Origin of the sequence: Pseudomonas sp. JV241A (assembly GCF_900275665.1) — a bacterium.
In the GTDB taxonomy this organism is placed as follows: Bacteria; Pseudomonadota; Gammaproteobacteria; order Pseudomonadales; family Pseudomonadaceae; genus Aquipseudomonas; species Aquipseudomonas wadenswilerensis.
In genome coordinates this window covers 337,624-355,008 of sequence record NZ_OPYO01000032.1, presented here as the reverse complement: position 1 = coordinate 355,008, position 17,385 = coordinate 337,624, and the positions used below count along the sequence as shown (strand labels likewise).

Here is a 17,385-nt window from a genome sequence, read left to right as displayed (position 1 = left end):
GGTTGGGTAGAGAATACCAAGGCGCTTGAGAGAACTCGGGTGAAGGAACTAGGCAAAATGGCACCGTAACTTCGGGAGAAGGTGCGCCGGTGAGGGTGAAGGACTTGCTCCGTAAGCCCATGCCGGTCGAAGATACCAGGCCGCTGCGACTGTTTATTAAAAACACAGCACTCTGCAAACACGAAAGTGGACGTATAGGGTGTGACGCCTGCCCGGTGCCGGAAGGTTAATTGATGGGGTTAGCTAACGCGAAGCTCTTGATCGAAGCCCCGGTAAACGGCGGCCGTAACTATAACGGTCCTAAGGTAGCGAAATTCCTTGTCGGGTAAGTTCCGACCTGCACGAATGGCGTAACGATGGCGGCGCTGTCTCCACCCGAGACTCAGTGAAATTGAAATCGCTGTGAAGATGCAGTGTATCCGCGGCTAGACGGAAAGACCCCGTGAACCTTTACTATAGCTTTGCACTGGACTTTGAATTTGCTTGTGTAGGATAGGTGGGAGGCTTTGAAGCGTGGACGCCAGTTCGCGTGGAGCCATCCTTGAAATACCACCCTGGCAACTTTGAGGTTCTAACTCAGGTCCGTTATCCGGATCGAGGACAGTGTATGGTGGGTAGTTTGACTGGGGCGGTCTCCTCCTAAAGAGTAACGGAGGAGTACGAAGGTGCGCTCAGACCGGTCGGAAATCGGTCGTAGAGTATAAAGGCAAAAGCGCGCTTGACTGCGAGACAGACACGTCGAGCAGGTACGAAAGTAGGTCTTAGTGATCCGGTGGTTCTGTATGGAAGGGCCATCGCTCAACGGATAAAAGGTACTCCGGGGATAACAGGCTGATACCGCCCAAGAGTTCATATCGACGGCGGTGTTTGGCACCTCGATGTCGGCTCATCACATCCTGGGGCTGAAGCCGGTCCCAAGGGTATGGCTGTTCGCCATTTAAAGTGGTACGCGAGCTGGGTTTAGAACGTCGTGAGACAGTTCGGTCCCTATCTGCCGTGGACGTTTGAGATTTGAGAGGGGCTGCTCCTAGTACGAGAGGACCGGAGTGGACGAACCTCTGGTGTTCCGGTTGTCACGCCAGTGGCATTGCCGGGTAGCTATGTTCGGAAGAGATAACCGCTGAAAGCATCTAAGCGGGAAACTTGCCTCAAGATGAGATCTCACTGGAGCCTTGAGCTCCCTGAAGGGCCGTCGAAGACTACGACGTTGATAGGTTGGGTGTGTAAGCGCTGTGAGGCGTTGAGCTAACCAATACTAATTGCCCGTGAGGCTTGACCATATAACACCCAAGCAATTTGCGTCGAATGACCAGATTGCGGTGTTGTGAAGACTGCAAAGCCGAGAATTTGTAACTCACAATCATCACATACCCGATTCGCTGGAGTGTCTAACAAGACCTTCTGGCAACAGAATTTCTTGACGACCATAGAGCATTGGAACCACCTGATCCCATCCCGAACTCAGCAGTGAAACGATGCATCGCCGATGGTAGTGTGGGGTTTCCCCATGTGAGAGTAGGTCATCGTCAAGATTAAATTCCGAAACCCCTATCTGCGTATGCAGGTAGGGGTTTTGTCTTTCTGGCTGTTGCACAACACAGTCAGGCTCCCCGAGCATGATAAGGTTTCCCTCTGCCCGCACAGCCTCAAGGATGCCCAATGCCGCACGCAAACCCACTCATACCAGGTTTCATGGTGGTTCACGGCAATCGCCTGGATGAACTGCGCAGTCTGGTGGTGAGCTGGATGCGGCGTTACCCGCTGGCACCGCTGGAAAACGAAATCGCCCTGGTGCAGAGCAACGGCATCGCCCAGTGGCTGAAGCTGGCCCTAGCCGAAGATCCTGAAGACGACGATCAAGGTGGCTGTGGCATCGCCGCCGCAGTCGAGGTGCAACTACCCGGCAGTTTCATGTGGCAGCTGTACCGCAAGGTGCTGGGCCGCGAAGAAATCCCCGAGGTGTCGCTGCTCGACAAGGCGCCGCTGACCTGGCGTTTGATGCGCCTGCTGCCTGAAGTCATCGACAAACCGCACTTCGAGCCCTTGCAGCGCTTTCTCACCGACGACAGCGACCTGCGCAAGCGCTACCAGTTGGCCGAACGCCTTGCCGACCTGTTCGACCAGTATCAGGTGTATCGGGCCGACTGGCTCAAGGACTGGGCCGCCGGCCGCCATGTACTCAATACCGCCCGTGGCGAATCAAAGCCGCTGCCGGCCGCCAACTGCTGGCAGGCAGAGCTATGGCGCGCCCTGTTGCTGGATGTCGGTGAAGAGGGCATGGCCCAGAGCCGCGCCGGAGTCCATCAGCGCTTTATCGAGCGGATCAATAGCCTGCAGGAGGCGCCACCTGGCTTGCCATCCCGGGTTATCGTCTTCGGCATTTCGTCGCTGCCTGCCCAGGCGCTCGAAGCGCTCGCAGGGCTGGCTCGTTTCAGCCAGGTGCTGCTCTGCGTGCACAACCCCTGCCGTCACCACTGGGCCGACATCGTTGCCGACAAGGACCTGCTGCGCCATCAATACAAGCGCCAGCAACGCAAGCAGGGCATGCCCAGCCTGATCGATGCCGAAACCCTGCATCAACACGCACATCCGTTGCTCGCCGCCTGGGGCAAGCAAGGCCGCGACTATATCAACCTGCTCGACAGCTATGACGACCCTGGCAGCTACCGCGCAGCCTTCAGCGACGGGCGTATCGACCTGTTCAGCGACAGCGCCCCGACAACACTGCTCAACCAGTTGCAGGACGACATTCTTGAGTTGCGTCCGCTGGCCGAAACCCGTGAGCTTTGGCCTGACGTCGACCTGGCCAAAGATCGCTCGGTGCGCTTCCACATCGGCCACAGCCCGCAACGTGAAGTGGAAATCCTCCACGACCAATTGCTCGCCCGCTTCAGTGCCGACCCGACGCTGCGCCCACGGGACATCATCGTCATGCTCCCGGACATCAACACCTATGCGCCGCACATCCGCGCGGTGTTCGGCCAACTGGACCGCAATGATCCGCGCTTCATCCCCTTCACCTTGACCGACCAGGGCCAGCGTGGCCGAGATCCGCTGCTGATTGCCCTGGAGCACTTGCTGAAGCTACCTGATAGCCGCTTCGCGGTGAGCGAGGTCCTTGACCTGCTCGATGTGCCAGCCTTGCGTGCGCGCTTCGCCATCAAGGAAAGCGACCTTCCGACCTTGCACCGCTGGATCGAAGGCGCCGGCATTCGCTGGGGCCTGAACGCCGAGCAACGCGCGGGCCTCGGCTTGGCGGCGGATCTCGAACAGAACAGCTGGCGATTTGGCTTGCGGCGCATGCTGCTGGGTTACGCCGTCGGTGTCGGCGAAGGCTGCGATGGTATCGAGCCGTTCGATGAAATCGGCGGCCTGGATGCCGCCTTGATCGGCCCGTTGGTGGCCCTGCTCGACGCCCTGGAAATCGCCCACGAGCAACTTTCCCAACCGGCAACTGCTGCCGAGTGGGGCGAGCGCCTGCATGCCTTGCTGCAAGTGTTCTTCCTCGCCGACACCGAGCATGACGACTATCTGCTGGTGCAACTGCAGACCCTGCGCGAAACCTGGTTGCAGACCTGTGAATCGGTTGGCCTGCAAGACTTGCTGCCGCTCACCGTGGTTCGCGAAGCCTGGCTGGCCGGGCTCGACCAAGGGCGCTTGTCCCAGCGTTTTCTTGCAGGTTCGGTAAATTTCTGCACCTTGATGCCCATGCGTGCGATCCCGTTCAAGGTGGTCTGCCTGCTGGGCATGAACGATGGCGACTACCCGCGTGCGCAACCGCCGCTGGACTTCGACCTGATGGGCAGCGACTACCGTCCGGGTGATCGCTCGCGCCGTGAAGACGACCGCTACCTGTTGCTCGAAGCGCTGCTTTCGGCCCGTGACCAGCTGTATGTCAGCTGGGTCGGGCGCAGCATCCGCGATAACAGCGAACGCCCGGCCTCGGTGCTGATTGGCCAGTTGCGCGACCATCTGGCTACGGGTTGGCGTCTGGCCGATGCCGAGATCGGTGGCAAGCTCAATGCAGGTGAGCAGTTGCTGCATGCCCTGACGGTGGAGCATCCGTTGCAGCCGTTCAGCGCCCGCTACTTCCACAAGGGCAGCAGCCTGTTCAGTTATGCACGGGAATGGCGGACGCTGCACCTCCCTGGCGAAGAGCAGATCAATGAGGACGAGCTGCCGCCATACAACAGCGATGAACCGCTGACGCTGAGCTTGTTGCAGGACTTTCTGCGCCATCCGGTGCGGCATTTCTTCAGTCAGCGGCTGAAGGTTTTTTTCGAGTCGGCGCAAGCGCCGCTGGCCGATGAGGAGCCCTTCGTCCTCGATGCCCTGCAGCGCTACAGCCTGAGCGAAAGCCTGCTGGCCGCAGCCCTGGCCGATCCGGATGACAGCGCCCGGGCGCTTACCACCCAGGCCCGCCGCCTGCAGGGTTACGGGCTGTTGCCACTGGCCGGCTTCGGCGAATGCCTGCAGGCCGAGTTGATCGAGCCATTGCCCGACCTGTTGCAGCGTTATCAACAGTTGCTGCAGCAATGGCCGATGCCTGTGGATAACGCCTTGCCGATCCGTTTCGAGTACCGCCAGCTCAAGCTCGAAGGCTGGTTGGGCCGGGTCTATCAGCGGGAGGATCAATCCCTGCTGAGCATCACTACCTTGCCCAACGGCATCAGCAGTGGCCGCACACTGAAATGGCACCGGCTGACGCCGACCTGGGTCATGCACCTGGCCGCCTGCGCGGTTGGTTTGCCATTGCACAGTGCAGTGGTCGCCACCGATGTCACCCTGTTGCTCGCCCCCCTGGAGCAGGCCCGCGCCGCTGAACTGCTGGGCGATCTGCTGCTGGCCCGCCAGGCGGGTATGAATGCGCCGCTCCCGGTAGCAGTCAAGACCGCCTTTGCCTGGTTGGCCCAGAGCGATGCCGACAAAGCCCTGGCTGCAGCCGCCAAGGCCTACGACGGTGATGGTCAGAACACCTTCGGCGAGCGCAGCGAAAGCACCGCGCTGGCCCGACAGTTCAGCGATTTCGCGGCACTCAGTGCCAGTGAAGAATTCGAAGGCTGGTGCGAGGCCCTGTACCGCCCGATATTCGAAGCGCCCTGGCAGACGCCGGGCAAAGAGGAGAGCGCTCGATGAGCCTTGGTGTTGCCCCAGCCCCCCTGGCACTGACCTTTCCCTTGCATGGCAGCCAGTTGATCGAGGCCAGTGCCGGTACCGGCAAGACCTTCACCATCTCGGCGTTGTACCTGCGCCTGGTGCTCGGCCATGGCGGTGAACAGGGCTTTGGCCGCGAGCTGTTGCCACCACAGATCCTGGTGGTGACCTTCACCGACGCCGCTACCAAGGAGCTGCGTGAACGCATCCGCACCCGCCTGGCAGAAGCCGCGCGCTACTTCCGTGGTGAGTTGAGCGAAGCCGATCCCTTGCTCCAGCAATTGCGCGATGACTATGAGCCGTCGCTGTGGGCGGCGTGCGCCAACCGCCTGGACGTGGCCGCACAGTGGATGGACGAAGCTGCGGTGTCGACCATCCACAGTTGGTGCCAACGCATGCTGCGCGAGCACGCCTTCGACAGCGGCAGCCTGTTTACCCAGACCCTGGAAACCGACCACAGTGACCTGCTTGGCCAGGTCATGCGCGATTACTGGCGACGCTTCTGCTACAGCATGCAGGGCGATGCGCTGGCCTGGGTTCGCGCCCATTGGGTCAGCCCCGAAGCCTTGCTGCCACGGGTCCGCGCGCTGTTCGGCCGGCAGCGCATCGAGAGCGATGAGGAAGAGCCTCAGGCGCTGATCGAAGCGGTGCTGCAGCAACGTACTGAACTGCTGCGCACGCTCAAGGCGCCCTGGGCGCAATGGTCCGGCGAGTTGCTGCAGATCTGCCGTGACGGCCTGGCCGCCAAGCAGGTTGACGGGCGCAAGATGCAGGCGCGCTACTTCGAGCCCTGGTGCGAAAAACTCAAGGCCTGGGCCGAGGACGACCAGGCGCTGGAGCTGGATCTGGGCACCGGCTTCAGCCGCTTTACCCGTGCCGGCATGACCGAAGCCTGGAAGGGCGAGCCGCCAGTCCACCCGGCACTCCAGGCGATGGAGGGTCTGCGCGACCAGCTTCAGGGCCTGCCCACGCCTGATGCCTGTCTGCTCGAGCACGCGGCTGCCTGGGTCGGCGCCCGCTTTGAACAGGAAAAACGCCGCCGCGCCGAGATGGGCTTCGACGACATGCTCCTGCGTCTCGACCACGCGTTGCACGGTGATGCCGGCGAGCGCCTCGCCGGGCTGATCCGTGAACAGTTCCCGGTGGCCCTGATCGACGAGTTCCAGGACACCGACCCGGTGCAGTACCGGATCTTCCAGCGAATCTACCGGATTGAAGAGAACGCACGCGATACCGGCCTGTTCCTGATTGGCGACCCCAAGCAGGCAATCTATGCCTTCCGCGGCGCCGACATCTTCACCTACCTGGGGGCGCGGCGGGCCACGGCCGGGCGCCTGCACAGCCTCGATACCAACTACCGTTCGAGCCAGGCCATGGTCACGGCGGTCAACCATGTGTTCATGCAGGCCGAAGTGCGCGAGCAGGGCCGTGGCGCCTTCCTGTTCCGCGACGGCAGCAACAACCCGGTGCCGTTTCTCGAGGTCAAGGCCAAGGGCCGCAGCGAGCAGTTGCAGGTCGATGGCTCGCCGGTACCCGCACTCAACCTCTGGCAACTGAGCAGTGAAGAGCCGGTATCCGGCGCTGTTTATCGTCAGCAACTGGCCGCCAGCTGTGCCAGCCAGATCGTTGCCTTGCTCAATGGCGGGCAGCAGGGTCGCAGTGGTTTCGTGCAGTCCGATCGGTCGCTGCGCGGCTGCCTGCCTTCGGATATCGCCATTCTGGTGCGCGATGGCCGCGAGGCGCAGTTGATTCGTGCCGAATTGGCGGCCCGCGATGTGCGCAGCGTTTACCTGTCGGACAAGGACTCGGTGTTCGCCGCCCAGGAAGCCCATGACCTGCTGGCCTGGCTCAAAGCCTGCGCCGAGCCGGATGCCGAGCGCCTGCTCAAGGCGGCGTTGGCCAGCATTACCCTCAACCTGCCGCTCAGCGCCCTGGCACAATTGAACCAGGATGAGCGGGTGTGGGAGCGCTGGGTCATGCAGTTCCGCCAGTACCGGCTGATCTGGCGCAGCCAGGGTGTACTGCCGATGCTGCGGCGCCTGCTGCATGACTTCGATCTGCCCCAGGTATTGATGGCCCGCAGTGATGGCGAACGGGTGCTGACCAACCTGCTGCACCTGGCCGAGCTGCTGCAGCAGGCGGCTACCGAGCTGGATGGCGAGCAGGCGTTGATTCGTCACCTGGGCGAGCACCTGGCCAGTTCCGGCCAGGCCGGCGAGGAGCAGATCCTGCGCCTGGAAAGCGACGAGCAACTGGTCAAGGTGGTGACCATCCACAAGTCCAAGGGCCTGGAATATCCCTTGGTGTTCCTGCCCTTCATCTGCACCAGCAAGCCGGTGGATGGCTCGCGCTTGCCACTGGCCTGGCACGACAGCGAAGGCCAGGCGCACCTGACCCTGACCCCGGATGCCGAACAGATCGCCCTGGCCGACGATGAGCGCCTGGCCGAAGACCTGCGCCTGCTCTACGTGGCCCTGACCCGCGCCCAGCATGCCTGCTGGCTCGGCGTTGCCGACCTCAAGCGCGGCGCCGGCAAGACCTCGACCCTGCATCGTTCAGCCCTGGGTTACCTGTTGGGCGGCGGCAGCGCCCTGTCAGCCTCGACCCAGCTGGGCGATTGGCTGCAGGCCTTGCAGACCGGTTGCCCGCCCATCGCCAGCATCGAGCTGCCAGCGCCTGATGAGCAGGCCTACAGCGCCCCGCTCAACCAGGCCGAACTGCTACCCGCGCGCCAGCCCAAACGCCGGGCTGCAGAAAACTGGTGGATCGCGTCCTACAGCGCCTTGCGCATCGGCGAAGAGGCCATGACCCTGGCGGCCGACAGCTCCCAGGCGCAACAACTGCTCGATGACGAGCGCCCCGACCTGCAGCAGTTGCGTGAAGTCATGCCCGGTAGCGGCGACATTCACCGCTTCCCCCGCGGGCCGAACCCCGGCACCTTCCTCCACGGCCTGCTCGAATGGGCCGGGCATGAAGGTTTTGCCCAGGTCAGCGCCGATCCCGAGCAATTGACCCGCACCGTTGGCCAGCGCTGCAACCGCCGCGACTGGACCGGCTGGATCCCGACCCTCAGCCAGTGGTTGCAGCAATTGCTCGAGCAACCCATGGCCCTGGCGCCCGACAGTTCGCCGTTGTCCTTGAGCCAGCTACGCCAGTACCAGATCGAAATGGAATTCTGGTTTGCCAGCCACAAGGTCGATGTAGGTCGGCTCGATCAACTGGTGTGCGAATACACCCACCAGGGCGTTGCACGCCTGGCTGCGCAACCGGCGCTGCTCAATGGCATGTTCAAGGGTTTTATCGACCTGGCCTTCGAACACGATGGCCGCTATTACGTGGCGGACTACAAATCCAACTGGCTGGGTCCTGATGACCAGGCCTACAGCGAACTGGCCATGGAAGGGGCGATCCTCGGCCACCGCTACGACCTGCAATACGTGCTCTACCTGCTGGCCCTGCACCGCCAGTTGCGCGCGCGGCTGCCCGGTTATGACTACGACCAGCATGTCGGCGGGGCGCTGTTTGTCTTCTTGCGCGGTGTCGATTCGCCATCCCGCGGCCTGTATTTCGTCAAGCCCCCGCGCGAGCTGATCGAGCAGCTCGACGCCCTGTTCCGCGGTGTCAGCACCCCGCAACAACACGACCTGTTTCTCGGAGACGCACCATGAGCCGTAGCCTCGACGACCTGCTCCCTACGCCACTGGATGCCCGCCATCTGGCCGCGCTGGAGCCGCTGAGCAAAGGCGCAGACCTACTTGCCTTGCTCGATCGTTGGGTCGAGCGTGGCTGGTTGCGTGCCCTGGACCGGGCCTTTGTGAGTTTTCTCGGTGAGCGCGACCCGGGCGGCGAACCCTTGGTGCTGCTGGCGGCGGCACTGGCCAGTCATCAGTTGGGCCACGGCCATGTCTGCCTGGATCTGGGTGAAACCCTGGCCGAGCCGGATTTCGCCCTGTCGCTGCCACCGGAAGGCGATGCCCTGGCCGGGCCGCTGCTATTGCCGTCGCAGCTGCTTGAGCGCCTGGAGCTCGACACCTGGCTGCAGCAACTGAACGGCAGTCGGCTGGTGGCCCACGGCAGCAGTGCGGAAGACAGCGCGCGCCCGTTGGTGCTCAATGGCCGGCGCCTGTATCTGCGCCGTTACTGGGCCTACGAGCGGCGTATCGACAACGCTTTGCGCGAGTGCCTGCAGCAGGTCGAGCCGACCCCGGCGGATCTTTCGGCGCGGTTGGCACAACTGTTCGACGGCGGCGCTCCCAGCGGTCAGGTGGATTGGCAAAAGCTGGCCTGCGCCCTGGCCACCCGCAGTGCCTTTAGCATCATTACCGGCGGCCCGGGTACCGGCAAAACCACCACGGTGGTGCGTTTGCTGGCCTTGCTGCAAGCGCCCGCCGTCGAGGCTGGCCGGCCACTGCGCATCCGCCTGGCGGCACCCACCGGCAAGGCCGCAGCGCGCCTGACCGAGTCCATCGGCCAGCAGGTCGAGCGCCTGGCGGTGGCCGCCGAGGTCCGTGAGAACATTCCCACCGACGTCTCCACCGTCCATCGCCTGCTCGGCAGTCGCCCGGGCTCGCGGCATTTCCGTCACCATGCCGGTAACCCGCTGCCGCTGGATGTGCTGGTCGTCGACGAAGCCTCGATGATCGACCTGGAAATGATGGCCAACCTGCTTGGCGCCCTGCCGCCCCATGCGCGTCTGGTGCTGCTGGGCGACAAGGACCAGCTCGCTTCGGTGGAGGCCGGCGCGGTACTCGGCGACCTGTGCCGCGATGCCGAAGCCGGGCGCTACAGCCCCGAGACGCAGGCCTGGCTGGAGCAGGTCAGTGGTGAGGCCCTGGCCGGCAGCGAGCTGCTGCCGGGCAGTGCCGGGCAGTATCCCCTGGCGCAGCAAGTGGTGATGCTGCGCTATTCGCGGCGCTTCGGCGAAGGCAGCGGCATCGGCCAGCTGGCGCGCCTGGTCAACCGCCAGGACGCCGAGCAGGCGCGGGCCTTGCTCAACCAGAAACTCAACGATGTGTTCGCCCTGAGCCTGCGCGGCGAACAGGACCGCAACTTCGATCGCTTGTTGCTCGACGGCCTGGGCCGCGGCAGCGACGGGCCACAGGGCTATCGCAGCTACCTGCAGGCCCTCCGTCAGCAGCGCCCGCCGCTCGGCACGCCGGTGGATGACCCGCGCTGGGAAAGCTGGGCCATGCAGGTGCTGCGGGGCTTCGAGACCTTCCAGCTGCTGTGCGCCGTACGCAAGGGCCCCTGGGGTGTCGAGGGTCTGAATCAACGGGTCAGCCGGGTGCTCGGTGCCGCCGGGCTGATCGACAGCGAACAGCCCTGGTACGAAGGCCGCCCTGTGCTGATGACCCGCAACGACTACGGCCTGGGCCTGATGAACGGCGATATCGGCATCGCCCTGCGCCTGCCGGATGAGCAGCATGAAGGGCAGCAGGTGCTGCGCGTGGCCTTCGCCCGCAACGACGGGCACGGCGGCGTGCGTTTCGTCCTGCCGAGCCGGCTCAACGAGGTCGAAACCGTGTTCGCCATGACCGTGCACAAGTCCCAGGGCTCGGAGTTCACCCATACTGCGCTGGTGCTGCCGGATGCCTTGAACCCGGTGTTGACCAAGGAATTGATCTACACCGGTATCACCCGGGCCAAGACCTGCTTTAGTTTGATCGAGCCGCGTCAGGGTGTGTTTGAGGACGCGGTGCGGCGCAAGGTCAAACGCATCTCGGGGCTGATGCTGGAGCAGGTATAACCACGACGATTCGGCCTTTTACCGGATCGCCGGCAGGCTGCTCCCTCGCTGGAAAATCGGGCTCTGTGCTATCGTTGCGGCATCATCCTGCGTGGTTTTAAGAGATTTCCTTCATGAATGTGGCCGCCCCGATATCGGGACGTGTGACAAACCTGACGCGTTCGCTGCTGGGCGCGTTGCTGTTGCTGTTCGGCGCACAAGCCTGCGCCGAGGCACAGGCCACTTCGAACCTGGCCGAGCAGCGGGCCAAGGCAGTGACCCAGGTCGTGCTGGGTATCCTCAGTTATGCACGCTGGCCGGTTGAGCCGGTGCAACTTCGCCTGTGCCTGATCGGCCCGACCGAATACGCCGACGACCTGGTCAAGGGGACTACCCAGGCCACAGGCCGGCCGGTGCAGGTACGCCGGCTGTTGGCCGACGACCCGCGCATCGCCAGTGAATGCGATGCGATCTATATCGGCAAGCTCAGCCAGGACGAGCGCAGCCGACTGTTTACTGCGTTGAGCGGTCATCCGGTCCTGAGCATGAGCGAAGCTGACGACCCGTGTACGGTCGGCAGCCTGTTCTGCCTGCGGGTCAGTGATCGCCAGGTGGCCTTTGACGTCAACCTCGACTCGGTGGCGCGCAGCGGCGTGCGCATTCACCCCAGCGTGCTGCAGCTATCGCGGCGGCGGGCGGCGCAACCATGATCGGCTTTGGCAAGGGGCGCGAGCGCCCGACCCTGCGTGCCGTCCTCGGCCGCCGCCACCTGAGCGTCGCGCTATTGGCTGTCGGCCTTGCCGGGGTCTCCCTGACGCTGCTCGGTGTATTGGCCCTGCGCGTGTACGCCAATCACAACCTGCATCTGATTGCTCGTTCGATCAATTACACCGTTGAAGCGGCGGTGGTGTTCAACGACGCTGGCGCGGCCAACGAGGCGCTGGCGCTGATCGCCGCCGCTGAAGAGGTGGCCGACGCCAAGGTCTTCGACGACAACGGCGAGCTGTTGGCCCGCTGGCAGCGCAGCGAAAGCGGCTTGCTGGCGCAGGCCGAGCAACTGATAGTCCGCAGCCTGCTGGAAGAACCAATCATCCTGCCGGTGCTGCACCAGGGCCAGCAGGTTGGGCGCATCGAGCTGGTGGGGCAGGGCGGCAGCCTGGTGCGCTTCCTGCTCAGTGGCCTGGCCGGGATCCTGCTGTGCACGGCGCTCAGCGCCTTCAGCGCGCTGTACCTGTCGCGGCGAATGTTCGGCGATATCGTCGGGCCGCTGCGCAGCCTGGCCAATGTCGCCCATGCCGCACGCCGCGAGCGCAGCTTCGACCGCCGCGTGCCGCCGGCGCAGATCGCCGAGCTCAACGAACTGGGTAACGACTTCAACGCCTTGCTCGACGAGCTGGAGTCCTGGCAGAGCCACCTGCAGAGCGAGAATGAAAGCCTTGCCCACCAGGCCAGCCACGACAGCCTCACCGGCCTGCCCAACCGGGCGTTTTTCGAGGGCCGCCTGAGCCGCACCCTGCGCAATGCGGAAAAACACCAGGAGCACCTGGCGTTGCTGTTTCTCGACAGTGACAACTTCAAGGAGGTCAACGACAGCTTTGGTCACGCGGCTGGCGATGAGGTGTTGATCAGCGTCGCGACACGGGTGCGCGCGCAGCTGCGCGAAAATGACCTGGTGGCCCGCCTGGGGGGGGACGAGTTCGCCGTGCTGCTGGCGCCGCTGCACAAGCGCGACGATGCCCTGCGCATCGCCGAGAAGATTGCCGCCAGCATGAAACTGCCGATCCGCCTGGGCGAAGGGCAGATCATCGTCACCTCGCTGAGCATCGGCATTGCCTATTTCCCCGATGACGGCCTGACGCCGTCAGACCTGCTCAATGCCGCTGATGCGGCGATGTATCAGGCCAAGCGCAATCTGCGCGGCCAGGGGCAAATGGCAGAGACGGAGCGCTCTGCCCAACACGTAAAAAACAGGAGCTGAACCGTGATTCACCTGAGCCAACGTTTACGTTTTCACTTTATCTGCCTGGCCCTGGCGCTGTTCGCCCTGGGCGGCTGCCAGAGCGTGCCGCCCAAGGGCCTGACCGCCGAACAGATTGCCCTGCTCAAGCAAGAGGGCTTCCAGCTCACCGATGAAGGCTGGGAGTTCGGCCTGTCGAGCAAAGTGCTGTTCGGCAGCGATGTCGACACCCTCAACGCCCAGAGCAGGACTATCGTCGAGCGCATCGGCAAGTCGCTGCTGTCGGTGAACATCCAGCGCGTGCGGGTCGACGGACACACCGATGCCTCGGGCAAGGCCGCCTACAACCAGCAACTGTCCAAACGTCGGGCGCAGAGCGTAGCCAATGTCCTGGTGGGCATCGGCATGCGCCCCGAGAACGTCGAAACCCGCGGCCTCGGCAGCAGCGAGCCGGTGGCCAGCAACGACACACGCGCCGGGCGCCTGGAAAACCGCCGGGTGTCGATCGTGGTCGCCTCCGACTGATCAGTCGGCAAAGCTCATCGTGCGCGACTCGCCCATCAGCAGCGGGGTGTTGCGCTCGGTGACTTCGCGGATGTAATCCCACAACAGGGTAATCCGCTTCAACTTGCGCAGATCCTCGCGGCAGTACATCCAGAACTGCCGGGTAATCGCCACTTCCTCGGGCAAAATCGCCACCAGGCGCGGGTCCTGCGCGGCCAGAAAACACGGCAGTATCGCCAGGCCACGACCCTGCTGGGCCGCCACGTACTGGGCGATCACGCTGGTGCTGCGCAGGTTGGCGCTGGCGGCCGGGATCAGGTTGGCCAGGTAAAGGAGCTCGGAGCTGAAGGCCAGGTCGTCGACATAGCTGATGAACTGATGCCGGGCCAAGTCGCTGCTGCGGGTGATCGGCTCGTGGCTGTCCAGGTACTCCTGGGTGGCGTACAGGCGCAGGCGGTAGTCGCACAGCTTGCAGCACACGTAAGGCCCGTGCTCCGGGCGCTCCAGGGCGATGACGATGTCGGCCTCGCGCTTGGACAGGCTGATGAAGTGCGGCAGCGGCAGGATGTCCACCGAGATCGCCGGGTAGGCGTCGACGAAATGGCTCAGCTGCGGGGTGACGAAGAAGCTGCCGAAGCCTTCGGTGCAGCCCATGCGCACATGCCCCGACAGCGCCACGCCGGAACCGGAGACCTGCTCGCAGGCCATGTGCAGGGTGCTTTCGATCGACTCGGCATAACTGAGCAGGCGCTGGCCTTCGGCAGTCAGGACAAAGCCGTTGGTCCGCGATTTTTCGAACAGCAAGGTGCCCAGCGCCACTTCCAGCGAACTGATCCGCCGCGACACCGTGGTGTAGTCGACGCCCAGGCGTTTGGCTGCGCTGCTGGCCTTGCGGGTGCGCGCCACTTCAAGAAAGAACTTCAGGTCATCCCAGTTCAACGACCCCAGGGAGGTGATGTTTTTTTGCATGTTGGTCCGGCTTTTATGTGCGTTCTTATTAGATGTTTGCACATCTATACTCCAAAAAAGCCCTGGACCCAAGCGCCCGCCGTGGCTGATCCGGTGGCGTCGATCTCTCCCTAACAACAATTTCAGGAGAACGCACATGAACGCATCCCTCACCCCCGGCCAGACCAAGGTCGAGCAGGTCAAGCTGCTGATCGACGGCCAATGGGTCGAATCGAAAACCAGCGAATGGCGCGACGTGGTCAACCCGGCCACCCAGCAAGTGCTGGCCCGCGTACCCTTCGCCACCGCCGAAGAAGTCGACGCCGCCATCGCCGCCGGCCAGCGTGCGTTCAAGACCTGGCGCGACACCCCGATCGGCGCGCGCATGCGCATCATGCTCAAGCTGCAGGCGCTGATTCGTGAACACTCCAAGCGCATCGCCGTGGTCCTCAGTGCCGAACAGGGCAAGACCATTGCCGACGCTGAAGGCGATATCTTCCGCGGCCTGGAAGTGGTCGAGCATACCTGCAGCATCGGCAGCCTGCAGATGGGCGAGTTCGCCGAGAACGTTGCCGGCGGCGTCGATACCTACACCCTGCGCCAGCCGATCGGCGTCTGCGCCGGGATCACCCCGTTCAACTTCCCGGCGATGATCCCGCTGTGGATGTTCCCGATGGCCATCGTCTGCGGCAACACCTTCGTGCTCAAGCCATCCGAGCAGGACCCGCTGTCGACCATGATGCTGGTGGAGCTGGCCATCGAAGCCGGTGTGCCGGCCGGCGTGCTCAACGTCGTCCATGGTGGCAAGCAGGTGGTCGATGCGCTGTGCACCCACAGCGACATCAAGGCGATCTCCTTCGTCGGCTCCACTGAGGTCGGCACTCACGTGTACAACCTGGCTGGTCAGCACGGCAAGCGCGTGCAGTCGATGATGGGCGCGAAGAACCACGCCGTGGTGCTGCCGGACGCCAACCGTACGCAAACCCTCAATGCCCTGGTCGGTGCCGGTTTCGGCGCGGCCGGTCAGCGCTGCATGGCCACCTCGGTCGCGGTGCTGGTGGGCAAGGCCCGCGAGTGGCTGCCGGAGCTCAAAGAGCTGGCCGCCAACCTCAAGGTCAACGCCGGCAGCGAGCCGGGTACCGATGTCGGCCCGCTGATTTCAAAGCGCGCCAAGGAGCGGGTGCTGGGCCTGATCGAAAGCGGCATCAAGGAAGGCGCCAAGCTTGAGCTCGATGGCCGCGAAGTCAGTGTGCCGGGCTACGAGCAAGGCAATTTCGTTGGCCCGACCCTGTTCTCCGGGGTGACCACCGACATGCAGATCTACACCCAGGAAATCTTCGGCCCGGTGCTGGTGGTGCTGGAAGTCGACACCCTCGACGAAGCTATCGCCCTGGTCAACCGCAACCCCTTCGGCAACGGCACCGGCTTGTTCACCCAGAGCGGTGCGGCAGCGCGCAAGTTCCAGAACGAAATCGACGTTGGCCAGGTCGGCATCAACATCCCGATTCCAGTACCGGTACCGTTCTTCAGCTTCACAGGCTCGCGCGGCTCCAAGCTTGGCGATCTGGGCCCGTACGGCAAACAGGTGGTGCAGTTCTACACTCAGACCAAGACCGTCACCAGCCGCTGGTTCGATGATGACAGCGTCAACGATGGCGTGAACACCACCATCAGCCTGCGCTAAGGAGCTCATCATGCGTATCGCATTCATCGGCCTGGGCAACATGGGCGCACCCATGGCCCGCAACCTGATCAAGGCCGGGCATCAGCTGAACCTGTTCGACCTGAACAAGACCGTGCTGGCTGAACTTGCCGAGCTCGGTGGGCAGATCAGCAGCTCGCCGCGCGACGCCGCGCAGCAGAGCGAGCTGGTGATCACCATGCTGCCAGCTGCTGCCCACGTGCGCGGTGTGTACCTCAACGAAGACGGTGTGCTGGCCGGTGTCAAGGCCGGTACCCCGGTGGTTGACTGCAGCACCATCGACCCGCAGACGGCCCGCGATGTAGCGGCTGCTGCGGCCAAACAGGGCGTCGACCTGGCCGATGCACCGGTGTCCGGTGGTACCGGTGGCGCTGCGGCCGGCACCCTGACCTTCATGGTTGGTGCCAGCGACGCGCTGTTCGCCACCCTGCAACCGGTGCTGGCGCAGATGGGCCGCAACATCGTCCACTGCGGCGATGTCGGCACCGGGCAAATTGCCAAGATCTGCAACAACCTGCTGCTGGGCATCTCGATGATCGGCGTGTCCGAAGCCATGGCCCTGGGCAATGCGCTGGGGATCGACACCAAGGTATTGGCCGGGATCATCAACAGCTCAACCGGCCGCTGCTGGAGTTCGGATACCTACAACCCGTGGCCGGGCATTATCGAGACGGCCCCGGCATCGCGTGGCTATACCGGTGGCTTTGGTGCCGAGCTGATGCTCAAGGACCTGGGGCTGGCGACAGAAGCCGCACGTCAGGCGCACCAGCCGGTAATTCTCGGCGCGGTGGCCCAGCAGCTGTACCAGGCCATGAGTTTGCGCGGCGAGGGTGGCAAGGATTTCTCGGCGATTGTCGAAGGTTATCGCAAGCCCGAGTAAAAAGAGCATCGCCAGCAAGGCTGGCTCCCACAGGTACTGCGCACACATCATTCTGTGGGAGCTGGCCTTGCCAGCGATGGGCTGCGAAGGCAGCCCCGGCATCAGGCAAAAACGAAGTACTTGCGTACTGTCTCCACCACTTCCCAGGTGCCTTTCATCCCCGGTTCGATGACGAACACATCACCGGCTTTCAGGTGCACCGGCTGCTCACCTTCCGGGGTGATCACGCAGTAGCCGTCCAGAAAATGGCAATACTCCCACTTCTCGTAATTGACCTGGAACTTGCCCGGCGTGCAGATCCAGGTGCCCATGATCTTGCTGCCATCGGCCGACACATAGGCGTTGAGGTTGACGGTGTGCGGGTCGCCGCCGATGCGTTGCCACTTGGTCGCATCCAGCACGGGGGTAGGGCAGGTCTCGCGCAGCACGGTGATGAAATCGGACATTCCAGGCTCCAGAGGATGGCTCAAAGGTCCATCACCATAGGCGCGATCGGTGCCCGGCAAATGTCTGGT

At 63.5% G+C, this 17,385-nt stretch carries 10 protein-coding genes and 2 rRNA genes; 10 read left to right on the top strand and 2 right to left on the bottom strand.

The features are described from left to right. The 8 genes from JV241A_RS21725 to JV241A_RS21690 all read left to right on the top strand — a co-directional run. A 23S ribosomal RNA gene (locus tag JV241A_RS21725) occupies positions 1-1,280 on the top strand; the annotation flags it as partial. A 136-nt stretch (positions 1,281-1,416) separates the two neighbouring features. Then, a 5S ribosomal RNA gene (gene rrf / locus JV241A_RS21720) occupies positions 1,417-1,532 on the top strand. A gap of 127 nt (positions 1,533-1,659) precedes the next feature. Next, positions 1,660-5,136: an exodeoxyribonuclease V subunit gamma gene (gene recC / locus JV241A_RS21715; protein ID WP_134064405.1), complete on the top strand. Its 3,477-nt coding sequence runs from the start codon at positions 1,660-1,662 to the stop codon at positions 5,134-5,136. Further along, positions 5,133-8,822, top strand: coding sequence for an exodeoxyribonuclease V subunit beta (gene recB, locus JV241A_RS21710; protein WP_134064403.1), 3,690 nt, complete (start codon positions 5,133-5,135; stop codon positions 8,820-8,822). The genes recC and recB overlap by 4 nt, the downstream gene beginning before the upstream one ends. Then, positions 8,819-10,900, top strand: a complete 2,082-nt coding sequence (recD, locus tag JV241A_RS21705; protein WP_134064401.1) for an exodeoxyribonuclease V subunit alpha — start codon at positions 8,819-8,821, stop codon at positions 10,898-10,900. Before recB ends, recD begins: the two co-directional genes overlap by 4 nt. Before the next feature lie 113 nt (positions 10,901-11,013). Further along, positions 11,014-11,589: a YfiR family protein gene (locus JV241A_RS21700; protein ID WP_115088870.1), complete on the top strand. Its 576-nt coding sequence runs from the start codon at positions 11,014-11,016 to the stop codon at positions 11,587-11,589. Beyond that, positions 11,586-12,857, top strand: a complete 1,272-nt coding sequence (locus JV241A_RS21695; RefSeq protein ID WP_115088869.1) for a diguanylate cyclase — start codon at positions 11,586-11,588, stop codon at positions 12,855-12,857. The genes JV241A_RS21700 and JV241A_RS21695 overlap by 4 nt, the downstream gene beginning before the upstream one ends. Before the next feature lie 3 nt (positions 12,858-12,860). Next, positions 12,861-13,361, top strand: a complete 501-nt coding sequence (locus JV241A_RS21690) for an OmpA family protein (protein WP_115088866.1) — start codon at positions 12,861-12,863, stop codon at positions 13,359-13,361. On the opposite strand, the gene JV241A_RS21685 is transcribed toward JV241A_RS21690, so the two are convergent. Continuing rightward, positions 13,362-14,309 (bottom strand): LysR family transcriptional regulator, encoded by a 948-nt coding sequence (locus tag JV241A_RS21685; protein WP_115088864.1) that lies wholly within the window; start codon positions 14,307-14,309, stop codon positions 13,362-13,364. A gap of 136 nt (positions 14,310-14,445) precedes the next feature. On the opposite strand from JV241A_RS21685, the gene JV241A_RS21680 reads away from it, so the two are divergent. Both JV241A_RS21680 and mmsB read left to right on the top strand, forming a co-directional pair. Next, the gene (locus JV241A_RS21680) at positions 14,446-15,972 is read left to right on the top strand and encodes a CoA-acylating methylmalonate-semialdehyde dehydrogenase (protein ID WP_115088863.1); all 1,527 of its coding nucleotides are present in this window, start codon (positions 14,446-14,448) and stop codon (positions 15,970-15,972) included. A 10-nt stretch (positions 15,973-15,982) separates the two neighbouring features. Then, positions 15,983-16,870: a 3-hydroxyisobutyrate dehydrogenase gene (mmsB, locus tag JV241A_RS21675; RefSeq protein WP_010226922.1), complete on the top strand. Its 888-nt coding sequence runs from the start codon at positions 15,983-15,985 to the stop codon at positions 16,868-16,870. 101 nt (positions 16,871-16,971) lie between these two features. On the opposite strand, the gene JV241A_RS21670 is transcribed toward mmsB, so the two are convergent. Next, positions 16,972-17,316, bottom strand: a complete 345-nt coding sequence (locus tag JV241A_RS21670) for a cupin domain-containing protein (RefSeq protein ID WP_010226921.1) — start codon at positions 17,314-17,316, stop codon at positions 16,972-16,974. Positions 17,317-17,385: the final 69 nt, after the last annotated feature.